This is a genomic window from Patescibacteria group bacterium, assembly GCA_041665585.1.
Lineage (GTDB): Bacteria > Patescibacteriota > Gracilibacteria > JAHISY01 > JAHISY01 > JAHISY01.
This window is the reverse complement of sequence record JBAYIN010000001.1, coordinates 46000-71311: the sequence shown is the minus strand read 5'-3', so window position 1 is coordinate 71311 and position 25312 is coordinate 46000. Positions and strand designations below refer to the sequence as shown.

Here is a 25312-nt window from a genome sequence, read left to right as displayed (position 1 = left end):
TGTTATTTTTGCGGGGTGAAAATTGAAGCCCTGCAATCGCGGATCCGAGAACTGAAACGCGCGAAAAACGCGATTATCCTCGCGCACAGCTATCAGCTCGCGGAAATTTATGATGTCGCCGATCTGGTCGCAGACTCTTTCGAGCTGGCAGTCGCAGCGCAAAAAACTGAAGCGAAGATTATTGTTTTCGCGGGCGTACATTTCATGGCGGAGTCGGCGAAGCTATTGAATCCGACGAAAAAAGTTTTGCTTCCGGATCCGACAGCGGGCTGCTTCCTGGCGGACTGCGCGACTGTGGAAAATCTGCGCGCCAAGAAAAAAGAATTCCCGGACGCCGGAGTCGTCGCGTATGTGAATTCGACTGCCGTGGTCAAAGCCGAAGCCGACGCCTGCTGTACCTCGGCGAATGCGGTGACGATTTGTCAGAAGCTACCGCAAAAGCAAATTATATTCGTGCCGGACCAAAATCTCGGCGAGTGGGTCGCGGAAAATTTGCCCGAGAAGGAAATCATTTTGTGGAAAGGCAGCTGCTATGTCCACGCGCGCATTTCGGAGGAAAAGGTTTTGGCAGCGCAGAAATTGCACCCGCACGCTAGGACGCTCGTCCATCCCGAATCGCCGCGAAAAATTCGGGAACTCGCCGACCTCGTCACCGGCACCGGCGGCATGCTGAAATTCGTGAAAAGTTCGGCCGCAGCGGAATTTCTGGTCGCGACAGAAATCGGTATGCTCGAAAAATTGAGCCGTGAAAATCCGGGTAAGAAATTTTTCGCACTCGCGGGTGAGTGTGTAAACATGAAGAAAATCACACTCGCGAAAATTTTGCACTCGCTTGAAACGAAAGAATTCGCAATCGAAGTTGATCCAAAAATCACAAACGCCGCGCGCCAAAGCTTGGAGAAAATGATCGAACTGGGAAAATGAAAATTTGTTCCAGGTCTCATGTTATGTGTTTTTATCCGAATCTTGAAATTGATTCAGGCTTGAGTCGGGAAAAGTTTTCGAATTCTCAAGTCTCGTAATTTACAAAAAAATTTGAGACTCCAAGCTGCAAGCATTCTTTAACCCACCACTTTCTTTTCTTCACCCCCACCTAAGTCCCCCAAGGGGAGGGATTTAGCCGTTAACCAACTGACCAATGACCCTCCGAACCAATGACTCAAAGACTCAACGACTTAAAGACCAATGACCCTCCGAACCAATGACCAATGACTTAATGACTCAACAACCCTCCATGTTCCATGCTGCGTGCTCCATGTTCCAAGGTTTTGATTTGACCAAATAAAAAACTTTCTTTAAAATCCACCGGCTTAATTTTTTTGAATGCTCGTTATTCGCCTTTCCCGAATCGGTCACGAAAACTTACAGAAATTTCGGCTCATCGTGCAAGAAAAAACCAGCTCGCCGAAGTCTGGCAAAGTGATCGCGCTCGTCGGTCATTACAATCCGGAGAATGCTGAAAACAAGCTGGTTTTCGACGCTGCGAAGATTGAAACTTTCTTGAAAAATGGCGCGACACCGAGCGACACAGTCGCACGCCTTTTGCTGAAAAATGGATTCAAAAAAGAACTCGTGACAAAATTTGTCCTGAAATACACCAAGCAAAAATCGAAGAAAGCTCCGAAGGAAGAAGCCAAGCCCGCCGCCGCTCCTGCGGCACCAAAGGCTGAGGACGCACCAAAAGCATAATTTAATCTTTTCCAAAAATGAGTGATCAGAAGCTGGATCCGACGATGGGCGCCGACAAAGATTTTCTGGAAATGATGGTGCGTGCGATTGTCGCTTTTCCTGATGATGTGATTGCCGAGCGCAGCGTCGATGACCTCGGCGTACTTTTGAAATTGCGCGTGAATGAAGCCGACATGAGCAAAATCGTCGGCAAAGAAGGTCGCACGGCGAAAGCGCTGCGCACCCTGCTCCGCCTCGTCGGCTCGAAATTCGACGAGCGCGTGAATCTCAAAATTCTCGAACCGGACGGCACCGAACGCCGCACCGAATACACAGAACGACCGCGCACCGAAAGACCGCAAGCCGTACGCAGACCAGTCGCCCGTCCGAAAATCGAAGCGGTCGAACCTGAGAAAGACAACTCTGCACAAGAGGGTCACGATGCCGCCGGCGCCTTTGAAGATATCATCTGAAACGCGTAGAATCTAAGAAGATTTAACCCACTTGGAATGCTCGATTTAATTCCGACTGCTTTAGCTGCTAATGGCAGACTGGACTACACTGACCTCACCCAGCTCAACCTTTTTGACATAATTTATCTTTTCGCGGCACTCGCCATTCTCGGTGCCGGTGCGCTCTCCATCGTTTTCATTTTCTTCGGCGGCTTCTCATTCATCCTCTCCGGCGGTGACGAGAGCAAGGTGAAAGGAGCAATTCACACCATCCGCTACGCCATCATCGGACTCATCATCGCCCTGCTTTCGCTCGTCTTCGTCCCGATGCTCGGACGACTCTTCGGCGTGAATTTCAATTTCTTCGATTTCGCGACACTCTCCAATAAAATCAATGTTCTGTTCGCACAATTCCAGGCTGAAGCGCCGACAGGCACGACGACCACGAACTCGACTCAAACCACCACGACGACTACCATGACAACCACGCCGAGCACTCAGAATCCCGAAGTACCGATTGGCGAACTCATCAGGTAGTTTCCGTGTAAAATCGCGGTCGTGAAAAAACTCGTCCTTCTCGACGGTCACGCGATTATTCACCGGGCTTTTCATGCTATCCCGGAGAAGTTTTCGACGAGGAGCGGTGAACCGACGAATGCGGTTTTTGGTTTCACTTCGATTTTGCTGAATGTCGTCGAACTCGAAAAACCGGACTGTCTCGCCGTCGCCTTCGACCGCAAAGGCAAAACCTTCCGCCATCACGCCGACGCGAATTACAAAGCCACGCGTGCGAAAACCGCGCCGGAATTGATTGCCCAAATTCGCCGCGTGTATGAAATCGTGCGCGCCTTTTCGATTCCGATTTTTTCGGAGAGTGGCTTCGAGGCGGACGACATCCTGGGCGGGATTTGCGAAAAAATGGAAGCTGAAAAAGATTTTCACACCATCGTCGTCTCGGGCGACCGCGACCTGCTCCAGCTCGTCGATGCGAAAACTTCCGTCCACGATCTCGCGGGTGGTTATCGCCAAGCCGAAAGATTCACGCCCGAGAAAGTTTTCGCCAAATACGGTTTCGAACCGAAATTGATCCCGGACTTCAAAGGACTCGCGGGCGATGCCTCGGACAATCTGAAAGGTGTCACTGGCATCGGACCGAAAGGAGCGACTGATTTGATTCAAGAATTTGGCACGCTGGAAAACATTTTTGCGAATCTGGAAAAGATTAAACCAACTGCCCGGGAGAAATTAGAGCGCGACCGCGACAATGCCTTTCACTCGAAAAGGATGGCGACCATCCGCCGCGACGCGCAGATTGATTTCGATTTGGCGAAATGTTGCCTCAGCGATTTTGACCGAACGACTGTGCTCGAACTTTTTGACGAGCTGGAATTTCATTCATTGGAAAAAAGATTTTTGAAGCTTTTCCCGCCACCGCGAATCGAAGTCGCGAAGCCGGTCGAGCAACCACGACTTTTTTAGTTGGCGAAAAGACAAAATTCTGGCAGAATCAGCCCTCGCCGCCGAACTAAATTTTGTTTCGGGGCGCTTTACTCGCCGCCCCCACACCGCTAAAATTTCGCGGACTAAAAAATTAATAACTCGTAATTTTATGACTCCCGAAGCTACGAAAACGAAAGCCAAAAACCGCATCGGCATCGTGCGCCAGGTCATCGGACCAGTCGTCGACATCGCTTTCGATCGCGACAGCCTCCCGGAAATTTTCGAACGCATCGTCATCGAGCGCGAAAATGATGAGCTCGGACTCGAAGTGTACAAGCACCTCGGCGACGGCGTCGTCCGCACGGTCGCGCTCGATCTCACGGACGGTTTGAAACGCGGCGAGCAGGCGCGCGCCACCGGCGAACAAATCACCGTGCCAGTCGGCGAAAAAGTTTTGGGAAGAATCTTGGATGTCCAGGGCAACCCAGTCGATGGTGCGGGCAAAATCGGCGCGAAGGAACGCTGGCCGATTCACCGCAGCGCACCGGAATTCACAGAACAAACTACGAAAGTCGAAGTTTTTGAAACTGGCATCAAGGTCGTCGACCTACTCGCACCTTTCGCGAAAGGTGGCAAAGTCGGACTCTTCGGCGGAGCCGGTGTCGGCAAGACCGTCTTGATTCAGGAATTAATTCATAATGTCGCGAAAAACCACGGTGGTTATTCCGTTTTCTGCGGTGTCGGCGAACGCACCCGTGAGGGCAACGATCTTTATCGCGAGATGCAAGAGTCGGGCGTCATCGACAAGACAGCTTTGATTTTCGGACAAATGAATGAGCCGCCCGGAGCGCGTCTGCGTGTCGGCTTGACCGGACTCACGGTCGCGGAATATTTCCGTGATGTCGAGCACCGCGATGTTTTGCTGTTCATTGATAATATTTTCCGCTTCTCCCAAGCCGGCTCCGAAGTCTCCGCGCTACTCGGACGCATGCCGTCCGCGGTCGGTTATCAGCCGACTCTCGCGGGCGAAATGGGCGAGCTCCAAGAACGCATCACCTCGACCAAAGACGGTTCGATTACTTCGATTCAAGCGGTTTATGTCCCAGCGGACGATCTCACCGATCCCGCTCCGGCGAATACTTTCGCCCATCTTGACGCGACGGTGGTTTTGAATCGCGCCCTGACTGAGCAAGGCATTTATCCGGCGGTCGATCCGCTCGATTCGACTTCCCGCCAGCTCGACGCGAATGTCGTCGGCCAGAAACACTACGACACGGCGCGCGGCGTGCAGAAAGTTTTGCAACGCTACAAAGATTTGCAGGACATCATCGCAATCTTGGGAATTGACGAGCTCTCCGAGGAAGACAAAATGACCGTCACCCGCGCCCGCAAATTACAGCGCTTTTTGTCGCAGCCTTTCCATGTCGCGGAAGTTTTCACTGGCAACCCAGGTCAATATGTGAAGCTCGAAGACACGATTCAGGGTTTCCAGGAAATTCTCGAAGGCAAGCACGACGATTTGTCTGAGTCCGACTTCTACATGGTCGGGACGATCGAAGCCGCCCGCGAGAAACACGCCAAGAATAAGTAATTGTTCGTGAGTAAAAGCCTTGTTTTAAGGAAATAACGGTTGCTTTTTCGAGGTCTTTTTGGTAGAATGAGGGGATTTGCAAAACCAAAAACCCAAACCATCACGCGCGAAATCCCTGTTCGGCGGTCTCATCGCCGTCGGAATTTTTGCAAGCTTTTTCGTGTTCAATCATCAATCGACTCCTGCCGATAATTTGACGGCTGACATCGTCGCCGTCCAGACCACAGAATCCCCTGTGGCGGAGACTACAGATCCTGAGATTACCATCATCGCACCCGCCTCAGGCGCAGTCGGTGAAATCGTGATCGTCGTTGTCAAAAACTTGAACAATCTGACGCGCGACACGGGTGGCATTTTTTTCGGTGAAACTCCGGCGGAAATCGAAACTATTGATCAAGCCGCCGACGGCACACTGACTGTCTTCACGCATGCACCCGAGCTCACAGAACTCGGAAATTATAAAATTAAAATCACGACACCGAACCAAGTGCTCACGAGCACGCTTGATTTTGAATTGACGAGCTTGAGCGCGCTCGCCCCAGCGCCGACCGCGGAAACGGCAGAACCAGCCGCTCCGACTGCTGAAACTCCAGCCACCGCCAATCCAATCGCGGATACGCTTAACACTTACGCTGACACCAACACTAGCTTGACCATGGAAACGCCAGGAATGAATGACCTACTGACCAATGACCAAGGACCCCTTGAACCAAATGACCCAGCACCCCCTGAACCGGATGCTTCTGAGCCAGAAGTCACCGCGCCTGTTTTCGCGGGCGAACCGCCACGCAATCTAGCTGCGACCATGACTTCGGGCGGCATCGAGCTCGACTGGGAAGCACCACTAGGCGGCACGGTCGATCACTTCAATATCTATTACGGCACGACGAGCGGCAAGTATCTGCATCGAGTCGCAGCGCAAAATTTATTCGCCGTGCTGAATTCGAGTTTCGCCAGCGAGACGACTTATTACTTCATGGTGAGCGCGGTTTTTGCCGACGGCTCGGAAAGTGCCGGCAGCAATGAGACCGCAGCAATTTATTCCGCCGCCGCTGTCACGAATGTGAATCTGGCACACGCGAGCGCGCAGCCGCAGAAACTTTCAGAGCAAGGTCCGGCCGAGACTCTCGCCGTCGCGATTTTTGTCGCACTCGGATTTTCGGGCTGGCTTTTTCGGAGAAAAATTTTTGTGAGAAATTAATCGTCTTTTACTGTAGAATCTCGCCTGCGTTTTAATTTTTTTGTGATGCCAATTTCCGTCAAAAAACTCCCCAAGTCCGAGATCGAAATCACGATCGAGGTCGCCCCTGAGATTCTTGCGAAAGCACGCGCGGAGGCGATTAAGCGTTTTCAGCAAGAAGTGAAAATCGACGGCTTTCGTCCTGGCAGTGCGCCTGCGGAAAAAGTGCTTGAACGCGTCGGCGAAAATAATGTCACGCTCGAGGCGCACGACCTCGCGATTAAGCTCGCCTACTCGGAAGCCGTGACGAGTGAAAAATTGCAGGTCGTGAGCTATCCGAAAGTCGAGATCATCTCGACCGAGCCGCTGAAGTTCGTCGCGAAAGTCGCCGTCTTGCCGGAAGTGCAGCTCGGCGATTGGCAGAAAATTAAACTCACGAAAGAGGATCTCAAAGTCGAGCCGAAAGAAATCGAAGCCGTCGTGAAAGATATTTTGAAAGGCCATGCCGAGGCGAAACCAATCACGGACCGCGCAGCGCAAAAAGGTGATCGCGTCGAGATCGACTTCGCGGGCATGACGCCGGACGGCGTCCCGCTCGACGGCACCCAGTCGAAGAATCACCCGCTCGTTTTGGGTGAAGGCAATTTCATTCCGGGATTTGAGGAAGGCGTCGAAGGCATGCAAATCGCGGAAGAAAAAGAGCACACTGTGAAATTTCCGGCGACCTACCACACGAAACACCTCGCCGGTCAAGCTGTGAAATTCAAGCTGAAATTGCACAAAATCGAGGAGCTCGTCCCGCCGCAACTCGACGCTGAGTTCGCGAAAAAGGTAAGTGGCGGCAGAAAAAATTCTTGGCAAGAAGTCGAAACGGACATCGCCGAACATTTGCAGTCACGCAAAGAAGCCGCGGCGCAGCAAAAATTGGAGGCGGATTTGGTCGACGAACTTTTGAAAATCGCGACGATTGAAGTGCCCGAAAGTTTGACTGACGAAGAGGTTGACTGGATGCTGAAAGATTTGAAAGGCCGACTCGCAAGCGGCGGCATGGAGTGGGACAAATATCTGGAAGGAACGAAAAAAACCGAGGAGGCGCTGCAAAAAGAGATGCGCGTCGAGGGTGAAAAACGCGTGAAAGTCAGACTGATTCTCGACAAGCTCGTCGAGACGGAGAAACCCGTAGTCACGGAAAAAGAGGTCGACGACGCCATCGAGCACGAAGCCGAGCGCTATCCAGAATCGCAGAAAAAATCTGTACGCGAGTCTTTCGCGAGCGGTTCGTCACATCGGCTGCGGTTGCAACATCAATTAAAAATTATTAAGCTCCTCGCAGAACTTATTAAAACTCTTAAAAAATGAAAACCAGCTATCTCGTCGGCGCACTTATCATCACGGTTTTACTGCTAATTATTGTTTTTCAAAACATCAACAACAGTGCGGCTTTCGCGCTATTTTTCAGCTTCGACAATGTCGTCCTCGCCGTACCGATAATTTTGATTTCTGGAATGAGCGTCGCTGCCGGAGCACTGTACACACTCGCAATTAAATCCGCCATCGATAAGAAAACGGAGGAAATGCACGAGGATCTGAACAGCCAGTTTTAATTTTTACCCGTAGCTTGGAGCTTGGAACATGAAGCGCAGAAGGTCATTGGTCATTTGGTTCAGAGGGTTGTTGAGCCTTTAAGTCATTAAGTCATTGGTTTTTTGGTTTCTTGGAAGGAAAATCCTAAATCCTAAAAATAGTTTCTGAATCGGAGCTGATTTTTACGGCAGTAGATATCCGAGATACCAGGCGCAGATTTGTTGGGAAAACAAAAGCGCGACAATCCCCCCGACCGCGAGAAATGGCGCGAAAGGCAAAGCTGATTGCAGCTTTTTCTTTTTGCGGAGAATCTGGATGATACCGACGACTGAGCCGAGGAATGACGCGACGAAAAGCGCGACGATGAAACCGCGCCAGCCTGTGAGCGCACCGAGCAAAAGACCGACGCGAATGTCGCCGCCGCCCATCCATTTGCCATCGGAAATCAAAACGAGCGCGGTGAAAAATCCACCACCGACGAGCGCGCCGATGAGTGCCGTGAGTGGTGCAAGTGTGAAAGCGAGGAAGCTACCGACGAGCGCAAAAACGATAGCCGGCAGTGCCACCTCATCCGGGATTTCGCCGAATTGCGCGTCGAAGCTCGCGATGAAAATGAGAGTGGAAACGAAAAATAAATTCCACAGAAGCGGCTCCAGCCCGCTTGCGCCGAAAAGCGCAACGAGCAGGAAAGCCACGGCCGTCGTGAGCTCGATAATGAAATAGTGGACGGCGATTTTTTTGTGGCAGAAACGGCACTTTCCCTTGAGCCAGAGGAAACTCACGAGCGGAATGAGATCGCGCGCTGCCAATTTTTTTTTGCACTTCGGACAAAAACTGCGTCCTGTCAGAAGACTTTTAAATTTACCGGCGTGCAAACGGTAAACCGCGGCATTGATGAAGCTGCCGACCGCCAGACCGAGCGCGCCAATCACGACAAGCAAAAAAATTTCCATGGGAATTTACGAACCACTCACGATTTTCGCCCAACGCCGTTTGCCTATTTGCAGAATCAATTCGGACTTGCCGACTTCGAAAGTCGCGTCAATTTTCTCAACTTTTTGATCGTTCATGCGCACACCGCCTGCCTCGATCAAGCGCCGCGCCTCACTTTTGGACGCGACCAGTTTGGCAGAATTGAGCAGTTCGACGATCCCCCAGCTGCCTTCTTCGATGGCGATTTCGGAAATCTCATCCGGGCGACCACTTTTGGAATCAGCGGAAAAAAGTCGGGCGAATTCTTCGACGGCTTTAGTGGCAGCCGCTTCCCCGTGATAAATTTTGACGAGCTCCTGCGCCAGCTCAATCTTGAGATCGCGCGGATTTTCTTTCTTGAGGCGCTGCGCAAAATCTTTTTCGTCCAAGTCCGTACAGAGCTCCACCCAGCGCGGAATCAGCTCGTCGGCGATACGCATCGTCTTGCCAAAAATTTCGGTCGGCGATTCGGCGATGCCGATGAAATTATCGAGACTCTTCGACATTTTTTCTTTGCCGTCCGTGCCCACGAGAATCGGCAAGGTCAAAACAGCCTGCGGTTTTTTGGAATTCATCTCCATCACTTCGCGCCCCATCAGCATGTTGAAGTGCTGATCCGTGCCGCCAACCTCCAGATCACAGCTGCCGAAAATATCCGCGATCACATTCGAATCAATTCCCTGAATCACGGGATAAAGCATCTCGTGCATGAAAATTGGTTCGCTTTTTTTAATCCTATCCTGAAACATGTCGCGCTCGATCAAACGCGCATGCGTAATTTTGCGCAGCACGGCGAGCACATTGATGAAAGAATAATGCCGGATGCTGCCTTTTTGCATGCGGCTCGCGACCCAGGCATTCGCCCGCGCGAGGAAATGATTACCCGGCAGCGGCGGCGTTTCGAATTTCTCGCCGTTTGCTTCAATCGTGAGCTTCATCCCGTCCGGGGCACGGACATCGTGCATCGAGACGAACCAATCGGAATTGCGAATCCAGGAAAAATTTTCCGGCGTCGTCTTGAGAATCTTGCCCGCCTGCTCGAGGTAAGTTTTTACATTTGCTTCGACTTCCGCCTGGTCGAGCTCCGGGCGAATTTTGGATTTGCCCGTCGGATCGCCGATGCGCGCGGTGAAATCCCCAATCAAGAAAACGACGCGACAACCGAGATCTTGGAATTCGCGCAGCTTGCGCAGACAGACCGCATGTCCGAGGTGAATGTCCGGTCGTGTCGGATCGACGCCGTACTTGATCACGACTTTAGTCGGGTCGGCGGTCAGCTTTTTCTGCAAATCGCTTTCGCCAATCAGCTCGACCACCCCGCGCGCTAAGATTTTTTTCAAATTCATTTCTGGGATTTTAGCAAAATGAGGAAATCGGCGATTTTAAAATCTTAATTTAGATGAGCTTGCTTAAAAATATGTTTTATGCTAGAATATAAACAATCAATTAATAAGTTAACCAAAACAAAAATGCCTGAGAAACAACCACCCATGCCGCGACAAGAGCAAGTCTCTTGGAAATATGCAGACAAAGATAAAGCTGATGCAATTCGAAAAGATTTCCCCGAAATCCAAAAAGCTGCCGATCAACAAATTGAAGAAGCGGCATATGAGGTTTATTGGAACAAGGAAAACGGATTCAACTCTTTAGATGACGCGTGGCAAATCCCAAAATTTCGCGAATTGATTCGCGACTATATCAAAGATAAAGCTCAAAAAGCTGCGGGCAGAATAGCAAATGAATTATTGCAAGGAAGAGAAATTCGTTCAGCGACAAACCCTGAAGATGAAGCTTCTTTGTCAGAAATATCAAATAAGATTGACGAAGTCAAAGAGGCTACTAAGTATGGCATCACGGTGGAAACCCAGAATGAAATTTCCAAGAAGCTCATCGCGCTTGGAGAAAAGCCTCTCAGTGAAGAAGACCTGGATGATCTCGATAACTCTATGAATTCCCTCAACAGTACAAATAAACAAGAATGGGAAGTGCGCAAAGGTGATGTGGATTATTTGTTAAAAGAGACGACAGAGAACAGAGCTGCTCGATTATCAGAAGCAAAACTTATTCAAGAAAAAGGCTTGGACATAAAAAGCTATATCTCCAAGGACAAAATTAAAGCTTATGGAAATAGGTTTAATAGATCTCCCGAAGAAATAACAGACGCGATTTCGGACATTTTCCATAGTGAGTTTGGCGAACAGCTTGGTGGCAACGATCGTATATTAGAACCTGATTTGCTTAAGAAACTGGAAGAGCGACTCAATTCCGCAAACATAACGCGTGAAAATTCTAATCAAATCAACTCAAGAATCAGAAGCTATCAGGAAGAGATGCAGACTCGTTTAGAAAAAATTGACTTTATTCGTGGTTTTAATTGGGGAGACAAAAATGAAAAAATTGCCAATGATGTGGCTGGTCGTGTAGCTAATGCCATAGTCGCCAACGAACTTACTCGTGGTGGTAGGTTTGATGTTGGACAAAGAGACGCCATTCTTTCTGGAGTCTTATCTACACTAGAAGTTGCAGAAAACACAAACGATGGCTCTGCAACAGAAACATTGGATTCTTATGTGAACCCACAAGAATTAGCCAAAGCTGAAAGGACAATACCTACTCTTGTAGCGAGCTACATAGATATGATTGTGGGTGAACCTAAAATCAAGGAGCAGGAAAAAACAACATCTTCAGACGAAATGAAGACCGCCGACCCAAACATGCCTGGGGTCGGAAAACACGATTACAGCAACGACAATATGGGTCTTCCTGGGATACCTAAAGATTTTAAAGTAGAGCCATCCGCGATTGCAGACGCGATTAATAAAGCTGCTCAAAGCGGACGATACGGAAAAGTCACCGATCTTTAATTACGAACTCCGCGATTAATTAGAAATAGGATTTCCCCACCAAAATCTTTGTAACTTTCTGATCAAAATCCTCAGTCGGAATTTTCTCGAGCATTTGGAAATCGAAAGCCAGACCAACTGACACGCCAGTAAATTTTGCGAGCACGCGGTCGAAGAATCCGCCGCCACGACCGAGGCGATTACCTGCACGGTCGAAGGCGAGCGCCGGCACGACGAGCAGATCAATTTCGCTGAGCGGAATTTTGGGCGCGGAAATCATAGGGCAATTAATCCCGAAACAACCGACTTCCAATTCGTGCAGATTTTGAACTTGGTGAAAAACCAAATTATTCTCCCCACTTTGTGAAAGGGGGGCTGGGGGGGATTTTTTTTTCACACGCGGCAGCCCAACTCGTTTTTGCATTTCCAAACTTCGCGCAATTAAAAAATCCGTCGCGACTTCGAAAGGTTCGCTCGCGAAAAAGGCGATGGTTTTTGCGCTGGCGAATTCAGGCAGCGTGAGAAATTTCCGCGCCAGAATTTGATTCTGCCGCGCTCGCTCTGGGTCAGTGAAATTTTGCAACTGCGCGAGCAGCGCGACGCGGAGTCGGGCTTTTTCTGCTGAAATCATTCGGGAATCGAATCACCGACGAGACACCAAGTGAAATGCATTTCCACCAACTTCGTGTGCTCGGCTTCATCGGGGAAATATTGCGCTTTCGCCGCGAGCCAATCGTCCGCCGAGTAGCCGAGCTGCGCAACCGCCTGCTGCAGCAGCGGATCGAAATCGCGCTCGAGTGCCGCCTTGTCTGCGAGTTCACCGCGCGCGTTCAATTCTGTGACAACTTCGCAGACAGCTTTGCCGAGTGCTTGCTCGTAGTCTGTTTTGGAAATCGTAACTTCCGCAGCAGCGCAACCCGCGAGCAAAATCAGCGTGAAAAGCGTGGCACAAAATTTTTTCATGCGCGAGTTTTTTGAATGGCAATCATTTCCGGATCGCGGCAAATGCGCGACTCCTCCGGAAAAACTTGGTTCTGATATTTTTGCGTCGCCTTCTTGGAATAATCCACCTCCGCGGGCGAAGTCAGCGTCTCGAAAGCAAGCTGACAAACGCGCATCCCCGGATAGAGCGCGACGGGCATGCGATTGATATTCGTGATTTCCAAAGTAATCGTGCCCGCGAATCCCGGATCGACGAAGCCGGCGGTCGAATGCACGATGATGCCGAGCCGACCGAGACTCGAACGACCCTCGACGCGCGCGACGAGGTCATCCGGCAACGCGACTTTTTCGAGCGTGACACCGAGCGCGAAATCACCCGGCTGAATGATGAAAGCCTCGTTCGGATTTTTGATCTCGAGCATGCGCGAACAATTTTCGAAAGTCGCCGGATTCGCTGGATCAAGCAACGGAAATTTCGTGTGTTCGTAAACTTTGAAATGATAACCGCAGCGCAAGTCGAGCGAGCTCGGTCCGATGTTTTCGAGGTGCTTCTGGTCGGGCGACTCGATTTTGATGCGACCGGAATTGATCGCATCGCGGATGTCATGGTCAGAGAGAATCATGAAATTAAAATTTTAGATTGCCGATTTTAGATTTGGGTGAGATTGATTTTAGCGGAAAATTAATCAATCAGGGGCGTCTGGAGAAAATTATTGCGCGTAATCAGAATCGCGCCAACGACGACGAACGGCAAACCGACGAGCTGCCAAACTGTCGGAACTTCGTGGAAAAAAACGAGCGTATAAAAAAGCGTAAAAATCGGGACAATCGTATTTAACGAAACTGCTTTCGCGACGGAAATACGATGGATTCCTTCGATGAATAAAATTTTGGAAAAGCCGAAAAGCAAAAGTCCGTTGAGCAGTAAAAACGGCAAAGCCGCAGTGAAATTTTGAGACGCGGCGGATTCAAAAAATCGAGCGAGCAAAAATAAAAACGGCGTCGCGAGCAAACTTCGAATAAAGAGAAGTGTCGCCGCGGAAACTTTTTTGCGGGCGATTTGTTGAAAATGATTTCCCGCAGGCGGGACTGCGGCGGCCAATAAAATCAAAAAGTCACCGCGATTAAGCTCGAAACTTCCGCGGAACAAGACTAAAAAAATTCCGACGAACATCACCGCCGCGCCGAGAAACGCTGCGCGTGAATATTTTTCTTTTCGTAAAATGAGACCGAAAAATACGAATGAAAACCAAACCTCCATTTGCATAATAATCGCAGCGTTGCCAACCGAAGTTTTTTTGAGACCAGAAAAAAAGAGTGCGTAATAAACGACTGCAATCAAAAAAGTCGCCCACAAAATCGGATTCCAAATCGCTCGATTTTTCAACTCTTTCCATTTTTTTTGAAATAGAACTAAAGCGCCGAAAAAGACAGTCGCGAAGAAAGTGCTCCAAGCCGCAGCAAAAATTGGAGAAATAAATTGATAAGTCGCGAACGAAACGATTGGAAAAGCTGCCCACAAAATCGATTCGGTAAGAATAAAAATCTCTCCAGACCGCTCTCGCGAAATTTTGTAGAATGAACTCATCTTCCCAATTTTAGAATGTTTGAAATCGAAAATCTTTTGCGGCGACGAACAGTCAAGAACTTCTTGCCAGAGAAAATTCCAGCTGCGATTTTGGAGAATGCGATTAAAGTCGCCTACCGCGCACCGACGAGCTTAAATTCACGACCGACAATTTTGCTCGATATTTCAAGCCGGCGAAATGCTGACTGGATCAAATCACAACCCGCAGTCGCCACTGCCCCGCACCTTTTTCTTTTCGCCGTCAGCCCCGAGGCAGGAGAAATGAACGCGCGCAAATTTTTGGCAGCACGATTTGATTCGGGAATTGATGATGCGCGCGTCAACGCGACAATCACACGAATAGTCGACAAGCGCGAAGAATGGGCGCGACAACAAACTTATCTCACTGCCGGATTTTTCGCGGCGACTCTCGAAGCGAGCGGCGCGGCGGGCTGCCTGATCGGCGGCTTCGACCGACAGCTCGCAACGGCGGAATTAAATTTGCCGCAGGGTTATACGGCGGAATTAATTTTCGCTTGCGGTTTTTCCGATCCAGTAAATGACGGCTCGACGGAAACTGATTTTGTGAGAAAATTCGACGACTTCTATTTTCCCAATTCTTAATTCTTATTCCTTAATCCTTAATCCTTAACTCCCATGTCTGGACATTCCAAATGGAGCACGATCAAACGCGCCAAAGGCGTAGCCGACGCGAAACGCGGACAGATCTTCACGCGTCACGCGAAAAATATTGAGCTCGCGGCGCGCGAAGGCGGCGGCGACCCGACGATGAATGCGACACTCGCAGGCGCAATCGAGGGCGCGAAGGCGGATAATTTTCCGAAAGAAAATATCGAACGCGCCATCAAGAAAGGCATCGGTGCGCTCGAAGGTCAGAAGATTGAAGAAAAAGTTTACGAAGGTTATGCACAAGGCGGAGTCGCGCTCTTGATCCGCGCACTCACCGACAATCCGACACGCACGATTGCAAATGTGCGCCACCTCCTCGCGAAGAATGGTGGAAAAATTGCCGAGAGCGGCAGCGTCATTTTCCAATTTGAAAAGAGAGGCATCATCACGCTCGCCGAAAATTCGGAAGCGGTGGAAATGGCGGCAATCGAAGCCGGTGCCGCCGACCTCGAACCCGCCGGCGAATTTTTAATTGTCAAAACCGAGCCAACCCAATTGATGGCAGTACGCCGTAAATTAGCGGAACAGAATTTTAAAATCGAATCCGCCGAATTAAATTTCGAACCGACGAGCGAAGTGAAAATCGAAGATGCCGAAACCGCACGCAAAATTTTGAAACTCATCGAGGCACTCGAAGAAGACGATGACATCGATTCCGTCGCTGCGAATTTCGACATCGAGGAAAGCCTGCTCGCCGAGTAGCTTCAGCCGAGCGAATCAATCAGCTCGGGAAAATTAAGCGATGTGAATTTCCAGTTCGCCGCCAAGCCGTGTTTGATGAAATTTTGCGTACAGTAAACAAAATGATTTTCAAAATCACGCTCACCGCGCAGACCGTGATCGTGAAAAGATTTTTGCCAAGAGAATTTGGGAAAGTTATTGGCTTCACCATATTGCCTGATAAAACTTCTGGTCAGATTCTGAATCACCGTAGACAATTCTAGTGGCGGCGACGGCGCCGTCGCCGCTTCGTTATTAATAATGCGATTAACATCTCGCGAAAAGTTTTCTTTTAAAAACTTAATTACTCGGGATAAATTCTCCTCCGCTGTAGGCCGTAACAAAATATGAAAATGATCCGGCAACAAACAAAAAGCGTAGAGCTCAAACTTTTTAAGCTGCTTCGCCAAGCTCAATTCTGCAATCCACAAATCTCCCAGAATTTCCTCACGAAAAAATGGGAAATTGTTTTGCGTTTTACTGGTCACGAAATAAATCGCGTCATCTTCATATATTCGTCGAGGAGATTTTTTGCTTAGCATTTTCTGTCGTGCAAACGCAGAAGTGGTCGCGTGACCACTTCTACACAGCAATAAAACCAAAACCTATACTTAATACTTAATACTTATGACTTACTCCTTTAGGAGTTTCTGATATTTTTCGAAAAGCTCGGCTGCCAAATCTTCGTCGCCAGCCTCCTCCGCTTTTTGCATCGCCAATTTCAGCTCGTGTTTTTGCGCCGTTAAACTTTTGATGGAAATTTTATTTTTCAAATTTTTAATTTCCTCACGGATTTTGTCTTCGGAAAATTCGGCGTACTTGTCACTCACGAGCAAGGCTAATTTTTCGTCCTCTTCATTTTCAGATTTGGCGGCAAAATCAGACTCAGCGGCGAGCTCAGGAAAAGCAAGCGCCAGCCCGCGCAAAATTTGCGTCGAATCCAGCGTATTTTTGTTTTCGATTTTCTCAGGCAAGTTCTGAGAACCAGTCGCGGTGAAATCACGCGGCGCGAAATTCGCAAACTCTTCCGTCAGCGCGGCTTCCGAGCTGCCGAGTCGCAGAGCCACCGCACGAATGAAATCCTCCCGCTCAACCGCGGAAAAAATCTGCGCAGCGTAGGCGAGCAAAGTTCGCACCGCTTTTTTCTTTTCTGAGGCATTTAAAAAATCGGTTTTGGCGAAAACTTTCTGGAAGAAAAAATCGAGTGGCACGACCGCTGAGGCAATTGCGTCAGCGAAAATTTGCTGATCCTGGCGAATCGCCTCATCAGGATCTTTGAATTCATTTGGCAACAACGCGACCTTGGCATTGAGATCCAGCGCAGCCGCAATCTCAAGCGCGCGGCGCGTCGACTCGATGCCAGCCGAATCGCCGTCGAAACAAAAAGTGACGCTCTCGACTAAATTTTGCAGTACCTTCAAATGCATCTCCGTCAGTGCCGTCCCGCTCGTCGCGACGACATTTTGGAATCCAGCGGCGTGAGCGGAAATCACATCGAGCTGACCTTCGACGATGACTGCGAATTTTTGGGCGCGAATCGCCTCACGCGCTTTCGCGAAACCGAATAAAATCGCGCCCTTCTGGAAAATCGGCGACTCGGAGGAGTTCAGATATTTCGGTTCGGACTTGTCGAGCACGCGCCCCGTGAATGCGACTACCCGTCCGCGGTGGTCGGCAATCGGAAACATGATGCGATTGCGAAATTTGTCGAAAAGCTTGTCATCGCCCAGCTCCTTCAGCCCCGCGACGCTCGCCTCGACAATGTCTTTTTTAGAAAATTCTTTTTCAAGTTCAGAATGCAGCGCGTCGAAGGAATCCGGTGCGAAACCAATCTGCCACTCTTCAATCGTCTCGCTGCGCAAACCGCGCCCGGCTAGGTATTTTTGCGCGAGCTCATTGTCTTTTAATTTTTGGACAAAAAAATCCGCGGTCTTCTCGTTAATCTCAATCAGTAAATCTTTCTTTTCTTTTTTCACGCCGCCCGAAAAATTCGTCGGCAATTCGACGCCCGCTTTGTCAGCGAGAATCTTGAGCGCTTCTTTGAAATCGACACCTTCTAGCAGTTCGACGATTTTGAAAATGTCCCCGCCGGTCTGACAACCATAACACCAGGCGAATTGTCGCTCGGGCGAGATGATGAAGCTCGGCGTTTTCTCAGAATGAAACGGGCAACAGGCTTTGAAATTGCGCCCGGCTTTTTTGAGCTGGCAATACTGGCCGACCACATCGACAATCGAGAGACGAGATTTGATTTCAATAACGGGATCCATCAGGAAAATAATTTTAGCAGTTTAAGCCAGACCAGGCTTGTCTTTTAAGCTAAAAAGTTGTAAAATACACGAGTGCAAATACCAAAAGAAAAACAGCTCGAGATCTTAAAAGAATTTTTGGCAATGGCAAAAGCGTATTCGCGCCAAAAGGAGGAAGCGCAAGCTGACGCTTTGCTGGCAAAAAATCTCGCCGAGCTCGAAAAATAATTTATTAATCTTTTTATCGTGTCCACTTCTACTTCTGAAAACCCAAAAACTCCTGAAAACCTAAAGGTCAGCCAAGCCTTGGAAGAAATAAACAAACTCCAAGATCCTGATCGCGAGATCGGCAAAATGAAAGAGATTATTCAAAAATATTTTGATCCAAATAAACCAAAACCAGAAGACCAAGAAGCTATTCTCGTAGCTGCCGACAAAATCGTCGCCAAATATCCCGAAATGCAGTTTACTGCTGAAGAGTTTTTATCTTCGATTTATGGAGATAAAACAGCTGAAAATTTGATGGCAGGAGAAGCACCAGAAAAACGCGCGCTAAGATTAGAAAAAGATTTAAGCGAATTTTTAAATCAAGAAACAAGCTGCGAAGACGGGACGAAAATCATCGATGTTTTAGCAGTGTCTTTCGAAAATTTTATCATCGAAAATTTCGACACTATAAAACCTACTCTCGATACCATGAAGGCCAAGGTAGAAAAAGACAAGGAGGCAATGACACTATCTGAGCGCTTTGATAAGAATTTTAGCGACAGCCTCACAGAGACTATGTATCAGCAGGCGATATACTTATTGAAAGAAAAAAGAGGAGACAAACGGGCACCTGGAACAATAAAATTGGTGTCCCACTGGAGCGATGTCAACAGCAAGCTTCTTGGCGAAGATCCCGACCAGAGTGTAGTTCTCAACATACTGAATCTCCCCGACTATTTAAAACAAAACAAAAACCAACTTCCGGCGATTATGATGAAAATACTTAAAGAAAAAAATTATGTGGCGGATCGAAGTTTGCAGGCTCTTACTAGAAATTGTAATGAAGCCGTCCCTAAAGGAGGCAAGCGTTTCTATTTTCCGGATTGGGTTAAATATTCAAATGAATAGTTTTTTCATTTCTTCCAAAAAGTCGTCACCAGGAAAAACACAAACGAAAAAGCGGCGAATGTAATCGAGGTCGCGATTAGCTGACCGAGAATTTGATGATCCTCCGGGCGAACGACCCAAATCGCGGTCAACAAAATGAGTGCGGTCGTGATCGTGAAAACGATGGTCGCGATGCCGAAACATTTTTGCGGCGGAGTTTTGCAGTGCATAGTGGAAAATTTAAATTACAAATCGGCGCAAATCACCTCGTCGAAATCATCCCAGCTTTTGAGCTCGGCGAGCAGGCTCTCGGGAATCGCATCATCGACATCGAGAATCATGAGTGCTTCGCCACCGACTTCATTGCGACCAAGATCCATATTGGCGATATTGATGGAATTTTCGCCGAGCAGTGTGCCGACGCGTCCGATGATGCCGGGTTGGTCATGGTGGCGAGTCAGGAGCAAGTGTTCATTTGGCCGGAAATTGACTTTGAAATTCTGAACCAAAGTAATTCGCGGCTCACCTTCGACGATTGTGCCACGCACTTCGACCGTTAATTTTTCCGCTGCCAATTTGAGTCCGATTTGGCTTTTGTAATTTTCCGAATTTTTTTCTTTTTCAATCGTCAACTTGAGTCCCTGCTTCTCAGCCAGTTCGCTCGCATTGGTGAAATTAACATTCGTCGCATCGGTGAGCGTCTCGAGCAGACCTTTCAAAATCGAAGCCTCTGGCATCTTGGCATCAGCCGCGGCAATCTCGCCCGTGAAAGTCAGCGTCGCTTTTTTCAATTTCGCACCGCCGAGCATCTGCGCTGTGAGCCGCGCGATTTTTTCGGCCAATTCATTCCAGATTTTTTGATCTTTGAGACTCCCGCCATCCCGCGCCGGCAAATTAACGATGTATTCGACGACCTCACCGCGCAGTGCGCGGACAACTTGATCGGCGAGCTGGAGTCCGACTTTTTCCTGCGCTTCAATCGTCGAAGCGCCGAGGTGCGGCGTGACGAAAAAGTTGGGCAGTGCGAGCAGCGGATTTTCCGCCGCGACCGGCTCGACGACGAAAGTGTCGAGTGCGGCGAAAGCTTTAGGATTTTTTTGCAGCCAGGCGAGCAGCGCCTCTTCGTCGATGACTCCACCGCGCGCGAGATTCAAAATCATCGCGTCGGATTTCAGCATGGCGAACTGTTTGGTCGAAATTAAATTTTTAGTTTGAGGAATCAGCGGAACATGCAAAGTAATCACATCGGAATTTTTGAGCAGGGTTTCGAGCTCGACGAGCTCCGCGCCAACCGCATCGGCAATCTCCGCCGTCACAACCGGATCGTAAGCGAGGACTTTGAGATTGAAGCCTTTCGCGCGTTCTGCGACGAGCTGACCGATCTTGCCGAGGCCGACGATGCCGAGTGTCTTGCCGTCGAGCTCACGACCGACTTTACCGAGTGCGTCTTTTTTCCATTCGCCATTTTTGGTGGAGATGTTTGCTTCCGGCAAACGGCGGAATGCGCAAAAAATTTGACCGAAAACGAGCTCAGCAACACTAGTCAAATTCCCCGTCGGCGCATTCACGACGAGCACACCAGCCGCCGTCGCCGCTTTCTTGTCGATATTATCTGTGCCCGCACCGGCGCGACCGATGATTTTCAAATTTTTGCCCGCGGCAATAATCGCCGGCGTCACTGTCGTCGCGCTGCGTACGACCAAAGCATCGAACGCCGGAATCTTGGCGACTAATTTTTCCTCGGAAAGCCCAGTCTCGACTTCGACTTCGCAGTCTTTTTGGGCGCGGAAAAAATCGACTGTTTTAGCGGAAAGTCCGTCGGCGATAAAAATTTTGAACATTTGATGGGGTTATTTTGGAATGGGATTTTAGCGTGAATTTTCTAACGATGGAAGTCGAATAAAAAATTGTGCATTTCAAATAAAGACTTGTTAAAATTCGCCAAGCACTCACCACAATCAAATGGCTGATTCTTCCTCTCTTCCCACCACAATCTTCACTTTTGTGACGATTACAATCGTGGTCGCAATTGTCGCTGCTTTTTTGCCAGTCAATCGTGAAAACGCCAAAATCAAAAACGGTGATGATTTCCGACTTGAGTATAGCTTAGAAAATAAGCCAATCGAGACACCTGTCGAAGAAAATGTTTTTGATTTACTACAGGTCAATGCTGACCAGAGCGGTGCTAAGCAGCAGTCCAACCCAAAAATTACAAATTCTCAAACAAATCAAGCTGTAGATAGTGCGCCTGTCGAGCTAACTCCCAGTCCGGAGGAGTTTGTCACTATCGCCAAAAGCCAAAATTATCAAAGTAGTAAGACTATGCAAGCTAGTGACGAAGAGCTCGTAGCTTACAAATCTGCCCTACAGACGAAAGATACAGACCGCTGCGCCGCAATCGAAAACGAAGTTTCGGCTCAAAATTGTCGTGACGAAGTTTATTTTCAAACGGCGATTGTCACCAGAAACATCGAAATTTGCCCGCAAATTGTTAACGAGAGACTCAAATCGCGCTGCCAAAATTATGTTGATTTAATTCCAAAACATGAAGTCGCCAACTAAAAAACGGGTTTTGCAATTCGCGCTGCTCGCACTCCTATTGGTGATTGCGTTTGTACCGCAGCTGAATTTTGCCAACCTAAAAGCCTATCTAAACCAGCCCATCGGCACCGAGGTCATGTGGGGACAGGCCTACAGCCCAAACATCGGCTGGATTAATTTTTATTGCGATGGCGCCGGCAATACTCAACCAGTCGGTAAATCTGGCGGCGTGACAACCATGAGCGATGCGTGTGGCACGACAGCTTACCAAACGGAATACAATCCAATCACGGGCAATTTTTCCGGCGAAGCTTATTCGAGCAATTATGGTTGGCTCAGTATGAACGGGCTCCAAATGGACGCCCCAGTGGACACCCTGAGTGTCACAGAAATGCTTGGATCTTCCAATGGCAGCGGCATTTCGCCTTATAATTTTGGCACGACTTATTTCGCGGAGGCTACGCCCAACTCTTTCAATCCTGGCGTACGCTATTACAACGACAGAGCCTATTTCTGCGGTTTCGCCTACAGCGACCAAGTCGGTTACATCAGTTTTTGTGACCCATTATCAAAAGAGCTCTCTCCAAGCTCTGTCCCTGGTTTTGACGGCTACGGTTACGCTGTCTACATGGGAACGGATGAGGATTTAACGCCACAGCAACCAGCCAGTATTTCTCCCGTGCTCACAACTCCTAATCGAATAATCGCTACGACAGATGGTCACAGTGATTATTTATCATTCCAAGATGATGATTTCCCGATTGCCTCTGCTACAGTAAGCATCACTGATGCCAGCGGTAACCCGCAAACTTATTCTGCTACCGATTTTGACGATGCTGCGAAAACTGCAGGTGTCACCATCAGCAATCTCGATCTGCACGCTCCTGCTGATTACATTGTGACCTACACCGCCTGCGACACAAACAACAACTGCGCAAACAATGTTCCTTTCAATGCTTTCTTTCAAGTAGTCGCGAATGCTCCCGTGTGGAACAGCTCAGATTGTTCGAATGCTCACCCGAGCAGCAACTGTCCTTCTAGGTTTGGATTTACCTCTGACAGAAAAATTTCCGATGGTGTAGAAAATCACACCGTAGGTGTCACACTCGCCGATCGATTCGGCAATCCTGTCATCTCGGTCGACGGAATCAAACGCGTAAATACACGGTTTGACTTCATAAACACAACCAAACTTAACCAGCTCGCTGGCACTGGTGATTCGGCAATTTTTAGATCAAGTGAATTTGCACTAAATCAAGCTGGCGGCAACACCACTCCTGTTTTTACGGAAGCTAACAATGGCGATGGTATTTTCCAAATCGATGTCGCCTCGCTCGCTCCGACAAGCGTCGGTTACGATCCGATCTCGAGCAACGGCATCAATCTTAATTTCGACAAAATAAATTTGACCGTCGAAGCGCTCAATGGCTACTCTGGCGTGGGAGAATATTCTAGTGATGTGCCGAACTCCGACCCGCTGCGTATTTTTGCTTTCAGCCCAACTCTTATTGCCGAACCCATCGCGCTTATCTGGGATGGATCTAATTTCGCCCCTGATCCGGACGGCGTAAATAGTATTGCCGTCAATACGGAAAAAAACTTTCGTGCAAGTCTCCAAAATCAAAGTGTCAACATCGGCGTCACAAGTCCGGAAATTGGCATCGCGCTCGACAGCGGCGACCCAGCTATCGTGCTGTGGGATAATGGTGAAATTGTAGCCGCAGGCAGCAGCACTGGTCTCACCGAGGGGATAACTTTGGATACAAACGGTGATTCTGTTTTCGATGCAACTTTGAAAAATTTAAGTAGCTGGATTGGCGGAATCGTGGCGGACTACACCGATGACTCGCTAATTTTTCACGCAACTCCTGATTTAATGGTGCCGACCGCTCCGGCAAGTTTGATTACAACTCTCAGAACTTTCTTGTGCTACAACATTGCAGGACAAGAGATTTGCCACAACAGCGGGCTGCTGACAAACGACCCGGCTGAGCGCAACGCCAGCGTTGAAATTATCGGTTCGCTGCACTCAAATAGTGGCACCTCTGCTGATGTCAATCAGTCCATCGGAAACTTCTTCCAAAGCGAATTCCGCGAAGCAATGAACCGTACCCTCGCCCCAATTCGTGCCAACTCCAGCAGGGCCTGCAGCGCCAGCGACGCCCTGATTACAAGTGCAAGTCAATTTGATTCACTGAGCTGCAGATTCAGTGACAACGGCGTGCTCTACTTCAAAGGCAGCGATGTCACACTCAATCTGACGAGCGGTGAATTACCAAACAACGCACGCACGCTCTTGGTCGAAGGCGGCAATCTCTACATCAAGTCAAATTTGAAGTATCCATCCAATGCAAGCTCTTTCGGAGTTATTATTTTGAAAAACGGCACAGGTGAAGGCGGAAATATTTACATTGATCCAAGCGTGACGAATCTCGTCGGCGCGGTTTATGCTGAAGGCAGCGTGATTTCAGTCAACTCCCAGGGTCAGTTTGTCGAAGATCCAAGTCCGTCCTGCGACGGCAGCGCGGGTTTCTGCGACCGCAGCTATGAATTGCGTAATCAGCTTTATTGGAAGGGATTGCTGGCAACTGCCAATACAATTGGCGGATCAGACAAAGTTCCAACCTACGAGTGCCCACACGGGATAACTTGCAGCTCCCGCGAAATAGCCCGCATTTATGATTTTGCTTATCTGCGTACTTTTTATCCGAGCTCGAGTGGTGTGCGTGCGAATAATCCGGCCACAACCAGCAACGCTTCCTTCGTAGTGGAATACGATGCGCGAGTTCAAAACAACACTCCGCCACTCTTCGGGTCGATTGGCACAGGCAGCAGTAGCGAGATTTGAAAACGCACTGGGTTTCCCCGGACTAGCGATTCGAATTGCGCCGAATTTTAAATTTTCAAATCTCGTAATTTTCGAATTACAAATTCGAACCGGAGCAAGCTCTGGGGGGTAATTTTTAATTTTCTAATTTTTAAAAATTTGGATTTTGGATTTATTTATAAAATTAAAAATTGTAAAAATTGGCAGACTCCCGCAAGTTCAAGTTTATAAATGAACCGTTCGTTTTTCTGTTAGTTCAAATTACAAATTCGAACCGGCACAAAACTTAACGACTTAATGACTTAACAGACCGCCAAAAAATTCGCGAGAATTTTTTTACCCGCTGGCGTCCCGACTGATTCGGGATGAAATTGAATACCAAAAAGTGGACGCGTGACATGCTCGACTGCCATCACAATTTTGGATTTTTCTTCGTAGGCAGTGATTGTGAGTTCCGGCGGCAGACTGGCGCGCTCGACGATTAAGGAATGGTAACGCATCCCCGTGAGTGGTGAAGGAATCCCGCGGAACAAACCTTTTTGGTTGTGGCTGATTGCGGAAGTTTTGCCGTGCATGACCTGCGGCGCGCGCACGACTTTGCCACCGAGAGTGTGGCAAATCCCCTGATGCCCGAGGCAAACCCCAAGAATCGGCGTGTCAGTCATTTCCCGAATCACGGCGGAATTGACGCCAAAGTACGCGGAATCGTCGGGTCGTCCGGGGCCGGGGGAAATCACGATGTGACTCGGAGAGAGCGCGCGAATCTTTTCGAGTGAAAGTTCGTCATTGCGAAAAACAACCGGACAGCCCTTCAGCTCGCCGATAAGTTGGAACAAATTAAAGGTGAAGGAGTCGTAGTTGTCGATAATTAGGGTTTTTTTTGTCGCCACGAAAGTAATTTTACCGGAAATCGAGCAAGTCTCTATGACTTTTCTCGAAACTCAAAAACAT

General features: G+C 48.9%; 27 protein-coding genes. 16 read left to right on the top strand and 11 right to left on the bottom strand.

What is annotated here, in order from left to right; translation table 11 throughout:
• Window positions 1-15 precede the first annotated feature (15 nt).
• The 9 genes from nadA to WCV72_00370 all read left to right on the top strand — a co-directional run bounded on the left by nadA (window position 16) and on the right by WCV72_00370 (window position 7935).
• Window positions 16-924, top strand: coding sequence for a quinolinate synthase NadA (gene nadA / locus WCV72_00410; protein ID MFA6457836.1), 909 nt, complete (start codon window positions 16-18; stop codon window positions 922-924).
• A gap of 399 nt (window positions 925-1323) precedes the next feature.
• The gene (gene rpsP, locus WCV72_00405; protein ID MFA6457835.1) at window positions 1324-1689 is read left to right on the top strand and encodes a 30S ribosomal protein S16; all 366 of its coding nucleotides are present in this window, start codon (window positions 1324-1326) and stop codon (window positions 1687-1689) included.
• Between the two features lie 17 nt (window positions 1690-1706).
• Window positions 1707-2141, top strand: a complete 435-nt coding sequence (locus tag WCV72_00400) for a KH domain-containing protein (protein ID MFA6457834.1) — start codon at window positions 1707-1709, stop codon at window positions 2139-2141.
• Between the two features lie 36 nt (window positions 2142-2177).
• Window positions 2178-2657: a hypothetical protein gene (locus tag WCV72_00395; protein MFA6457833.1), complete on the top strand. Its 480-nt coding sequence runs from the start codon at window positions 2178-2180 to the stop codon at window positions 2655-2657.
• Between the two features lie 21 nt (window positions 2658-2678).
• Window positions 2679-3599 carry a 5'-3' exonuclease H3TH domain-containing protein gene (locus WCV72_00390; GenBank protein ID MFA6457832.1) on the top strand — a complete coding sequence of 307 codons (921 nt, stop codon included), beginning with the start codon at window positions 2679-2681 and terminating at the stop codon, window positions 3597-3599.
• 130 nt (window positions 3600-3729) lie between these two features.
• Entirely contained in the window at window positions 3730-5151 is a 1422-nt protein-coding gene (gene atpD, locus WCV72_00385; GenBank protein ID MFA6457831.1) for a F0F1 ATP synthase subunit beta, read from the top strand.
• Between the two features lie 76 nt (window positions 5152-5227).
• On the top strand, window positions 5228-6352 hold the full coding sequence (locus tag WCV72_00380) for a hypothetical protein (GenBank protein ID MFA6457830.1): 1125 nt from the start codon (window positions 5228-5230) through the stop codon (window positions 6350-6352).
• Window positions 6353-6397: 45 nt separating this feature from the next.
• Window positions 6398-7690: a trigger factor gene (gene tig, locus WCV72_00375; GenBank protein ID MFA6457829.1), complete on the top strand. Its 1293-nt coding sequence runs from the start codon at window positions 6398-6400 to the stop codon at window positions 7688-7690.
• Window positions 7687-7935, top strand: a complete 249-nt coding sequence (locus WCV72_00370; protein ID MFA6457828.1) for a hypothetical protein — start codon at window positions 7687-7689, stop codon at window positions 7933-7935. The genes tig and WCV72_00370 overlap by 4 nt, the downstream gene beginning before the upstream one ends.
• Before the next feature lie 162 nt (window positions 7936-8097).
• Here WCV72_00370 and WCV72_00365 read toward each other — a convergent pair whose 3' ends face one another.
• Both WCV72_00365 and tyrS read right to left on the bottom strand, forming a co-directional pair.
• Window positions 8098-8868, bottom strand: coding sequence for a prepilin peptidase (locus WCV72_00365; protein MFA6457827.1), 771 nt, complete (start codon window positions 8866-8868; stop codon window positions 8098-8100).
• Window positions 8869-8874: 6 nt separating this feature from the next.
• Window positions 8875-10233 carry a tyrosine--tRNA ligase gene (tyrS, locus tag WCV72_00360; protein MFA6457826.1) on the bottom strand — a complete coding sequence of 453 codons (1359 nt, stop codon included), beginning with the start codon at window positions 10231-10233 and terminating at the stop codon, window positions 8875-8877.
• Window positions 10234-10311: 78 nt separating this feature from the next.
• Here tyrS and WCV72_00355 point away from each other — a divergent pair, with 78 nt between their 5' ends.
• The gene (locus tag WCV72_00355; protein MFA6457825.1) at window positions 10312-11751 is read left to right on the top strand and encodes a hypothetical protein; all 1440 of its coding nucleotides are present in this window, start codon (window positions 10312-10314) and stop codon (window positions 11749-11751) included.
• 19 nt (window positions 11752-11770) lie between these two features.
• Here WCV72_00355 and WCV72_00350 read toward each other — a convergent pair whose 3' ends face one another.
• Genes WCV72_00350 through WCV72_00335 form a run of 4 tightly spaced genes read right to left on the bottom strand, consistent with a single transcriptional unit; the run spans window position 11771 to window position 14260 of the window.
• Complete coding sequence (locus WCV72_00350; GenBank protein ID MFA6457824.1) at window positions 11771-12361, bottom strand: 5-formyltetrahydrofolate cyclo-ligase; 591 nt, start codon at window positions 12359-12361, stop codon at window positions 11771-11773.
• Window positions 12358-12693, bottom strand: coding sequence for a hypothetical protein (locus tag WCV72_00345; GenBank protein ID MFA6457823.1), 336 nt, complete (start codon window positions 12691-12693; stop codon window positions 12358-12360). The genes WCV72_00350 and WCV72_00345 overlap by 4 nt, the downstream gene beginning before the upstream one ends.
• A complete protein-coding gene (gene dcd, locus WCV72_00340; GenBank protein ID MFA6457822.1) occupies window positions 12690-13295 on the bottom strand; it encodes a dCTP deaminase in 606 nt (201 codons plus the stop codon). Before dcd ends, WCV72_00345 begins: the two co-directional genes overlap by 4 nt.
• A 59-nt stretch (window positions 13296-13354) precedes the next feature.
• On the bottom strand, window positions 13355-14260 hold the full coding sequence (locus WCV72_00335) for a DMT family transporter (GenBank protein ID MFA6457821.1): 906 nt from the start codon (window positions 14258-14260) through the stop codon (window positions 13355-13357).
• 15 nt (window positions 14261-14275) lie between these two features.
• Here WCV72_00335 and WCV72_00330 point away from each other — a divergent pair, with 15 nt between their 5' ends.
• Entirely contained in the window at window positions 14276-14863 is a 588-nt protein-coding gene (locus WCV72_00330; protein ID MFA6457820.1) for a nitroreductase family protein, read from the top strand.
• Window positions 14864-14896: 33 nt separating this feature from the next.
• Window positions 14897-15631: a YebC/PmpR family DNA-binding transcriptional regulator gene (locus WCV72_00325; GenBank protein MFA6457819.1), complete on the top strand. Its 735-nt coding sequence runs from the start codon at window positions 14897-14899 to the stop codon at window positions 15629-15631.
• 2 nt (window positions 15632-15633) lie between these two features.
• Here the strand turns inward: WCV72_00325 and WCV72_00320 are convergent, their stop codons facing one another.
• The gene (locus WCV72_00320) at window positions 15634-16191 is read right to left on the bottom strand and encodes a transposase (protein ID MFA6457818.1); all 558 of its coding nucleotides are present in this window, start codon (window positions 16189-16191) and stop codon (window positions 15634-15636) included.
• Between the two features lie 90 nt (window positions 16192-16281).
• The gene (gene dnaG, locus WCV72_00315) at window positions 16282-17919 is read right to left on the bottom strand and encodes a DNA primase (protein ID MFA6457817.1); all 1638 of its coding nucleotides are present in this window, start codon (window positions 17917-17919) and stop codon (window positions 16282-16284) included.
• A 72-nt stretch (window positions 17920-17991) separates the two neighbouring features.
• Here dnaG and WCV72_00310 point away from each other — a divergent pair, with 72 nt between their 5' ends.
• Window positions 17992-18126 carry a hypothetical protein gene (locus WCV72_00310; GenBank protein MFA6457816.1) on the top strand — a complete coding sequence of 45 codons (135 nt, stop codon included), beginning with the start codon at window positions 17992-17994 and terminating at the stop codon, window positions 18124-18126.
• A gap of 18 nt (window positions 18127-18144) precedes the next feature.
• The gene (locus tag WCV72_00305; GenBank protein MFA6457815.1) at window positions 18145-19014 is read left to right on the top strand and encodes a hypothetical protein; all 870 of its coding nucleotides are present in this window, start codon (window positions 18145-18147) and stop codon (window positions 19012-19014) included.
• 5 nt (window positions 19015-19019) lie between these two features.
• Here the strand turns inward: WCV72_00305 and WCV72_00300 are convergent, their stop codons facing one another.
• Entirely contained in the window at window positions 19020-19223 is a 204-nt protein-coding gene (locus tag WCV72_00300) for a hypothetical protein (GenBank protein ID MFA6457814.1), read from the bottom strand.
• 15 nt (window positions 19224-19238) lie between these two features.
• The gene (gene serA, locus WCV72_00295) at window positions 19239-20834 is read right to left on the bottom strand and encodes a phosphoglycerate dehydrogenase (GenBank protein ID MFA6457813.1); all 1596 of its coding nucleotides are present in this window, start codon (window positions 20832-20834) and stop codon (window positions 19239-19241) included.
• Between the two features lie 121 nt (window positions 20835-20955).
• On the opposite strand from serA, the gene WCV72_00290 reads away from it, so the two are divergent.
• Both WCV72_00290 and WCV72_00285 read left to right on the top strand, forming a co-directional pair.
• Window positions 20956-21555 carry a hypothetical protein gene (locus WCV72_00290; GenBank protein MFA6457812.1) on the top strand — a complete coding sequence of 200 codons (600 nt, stop codon included), beginning with the start codon at window positions 20956-20958 and terminating at the stop codon, window positions 21553-21555.
• Window positions 21539-24382 (top strand): hypothetical protein, encoded by a 2844-nt coding sequence (locus WCV72_00285; protein MFA6457811.1) that lies wholly within the window; start codon window positions 21539-21541, stop codon window positions 24380-24382. Before WCV72_00290 ends, WCV72_00285 begins: the two co-directional genes overlap by 17 nt.
• A 281-nt stretch (window positions 24383-24663) precedes the next feature.
• Here the strand turns inward: WCV72_00285 and WCV72_00280 are convergent, their stop codons facing one another.
• The gene (locus WCV72_00280; GenBank protein MFA6457810.1) at window positions 24664-25251 is read right to left on the bottom strand and encodes an aminodeoxychorismate/anthranilate synthase component II; all 588 of its coding nucleotides are present in this window, start codon (window positions 25249-25251) and stop codon (window positions 24664-24666) included.
• Window positions 25252-25312: the final 61 nt, after the last annotated feature.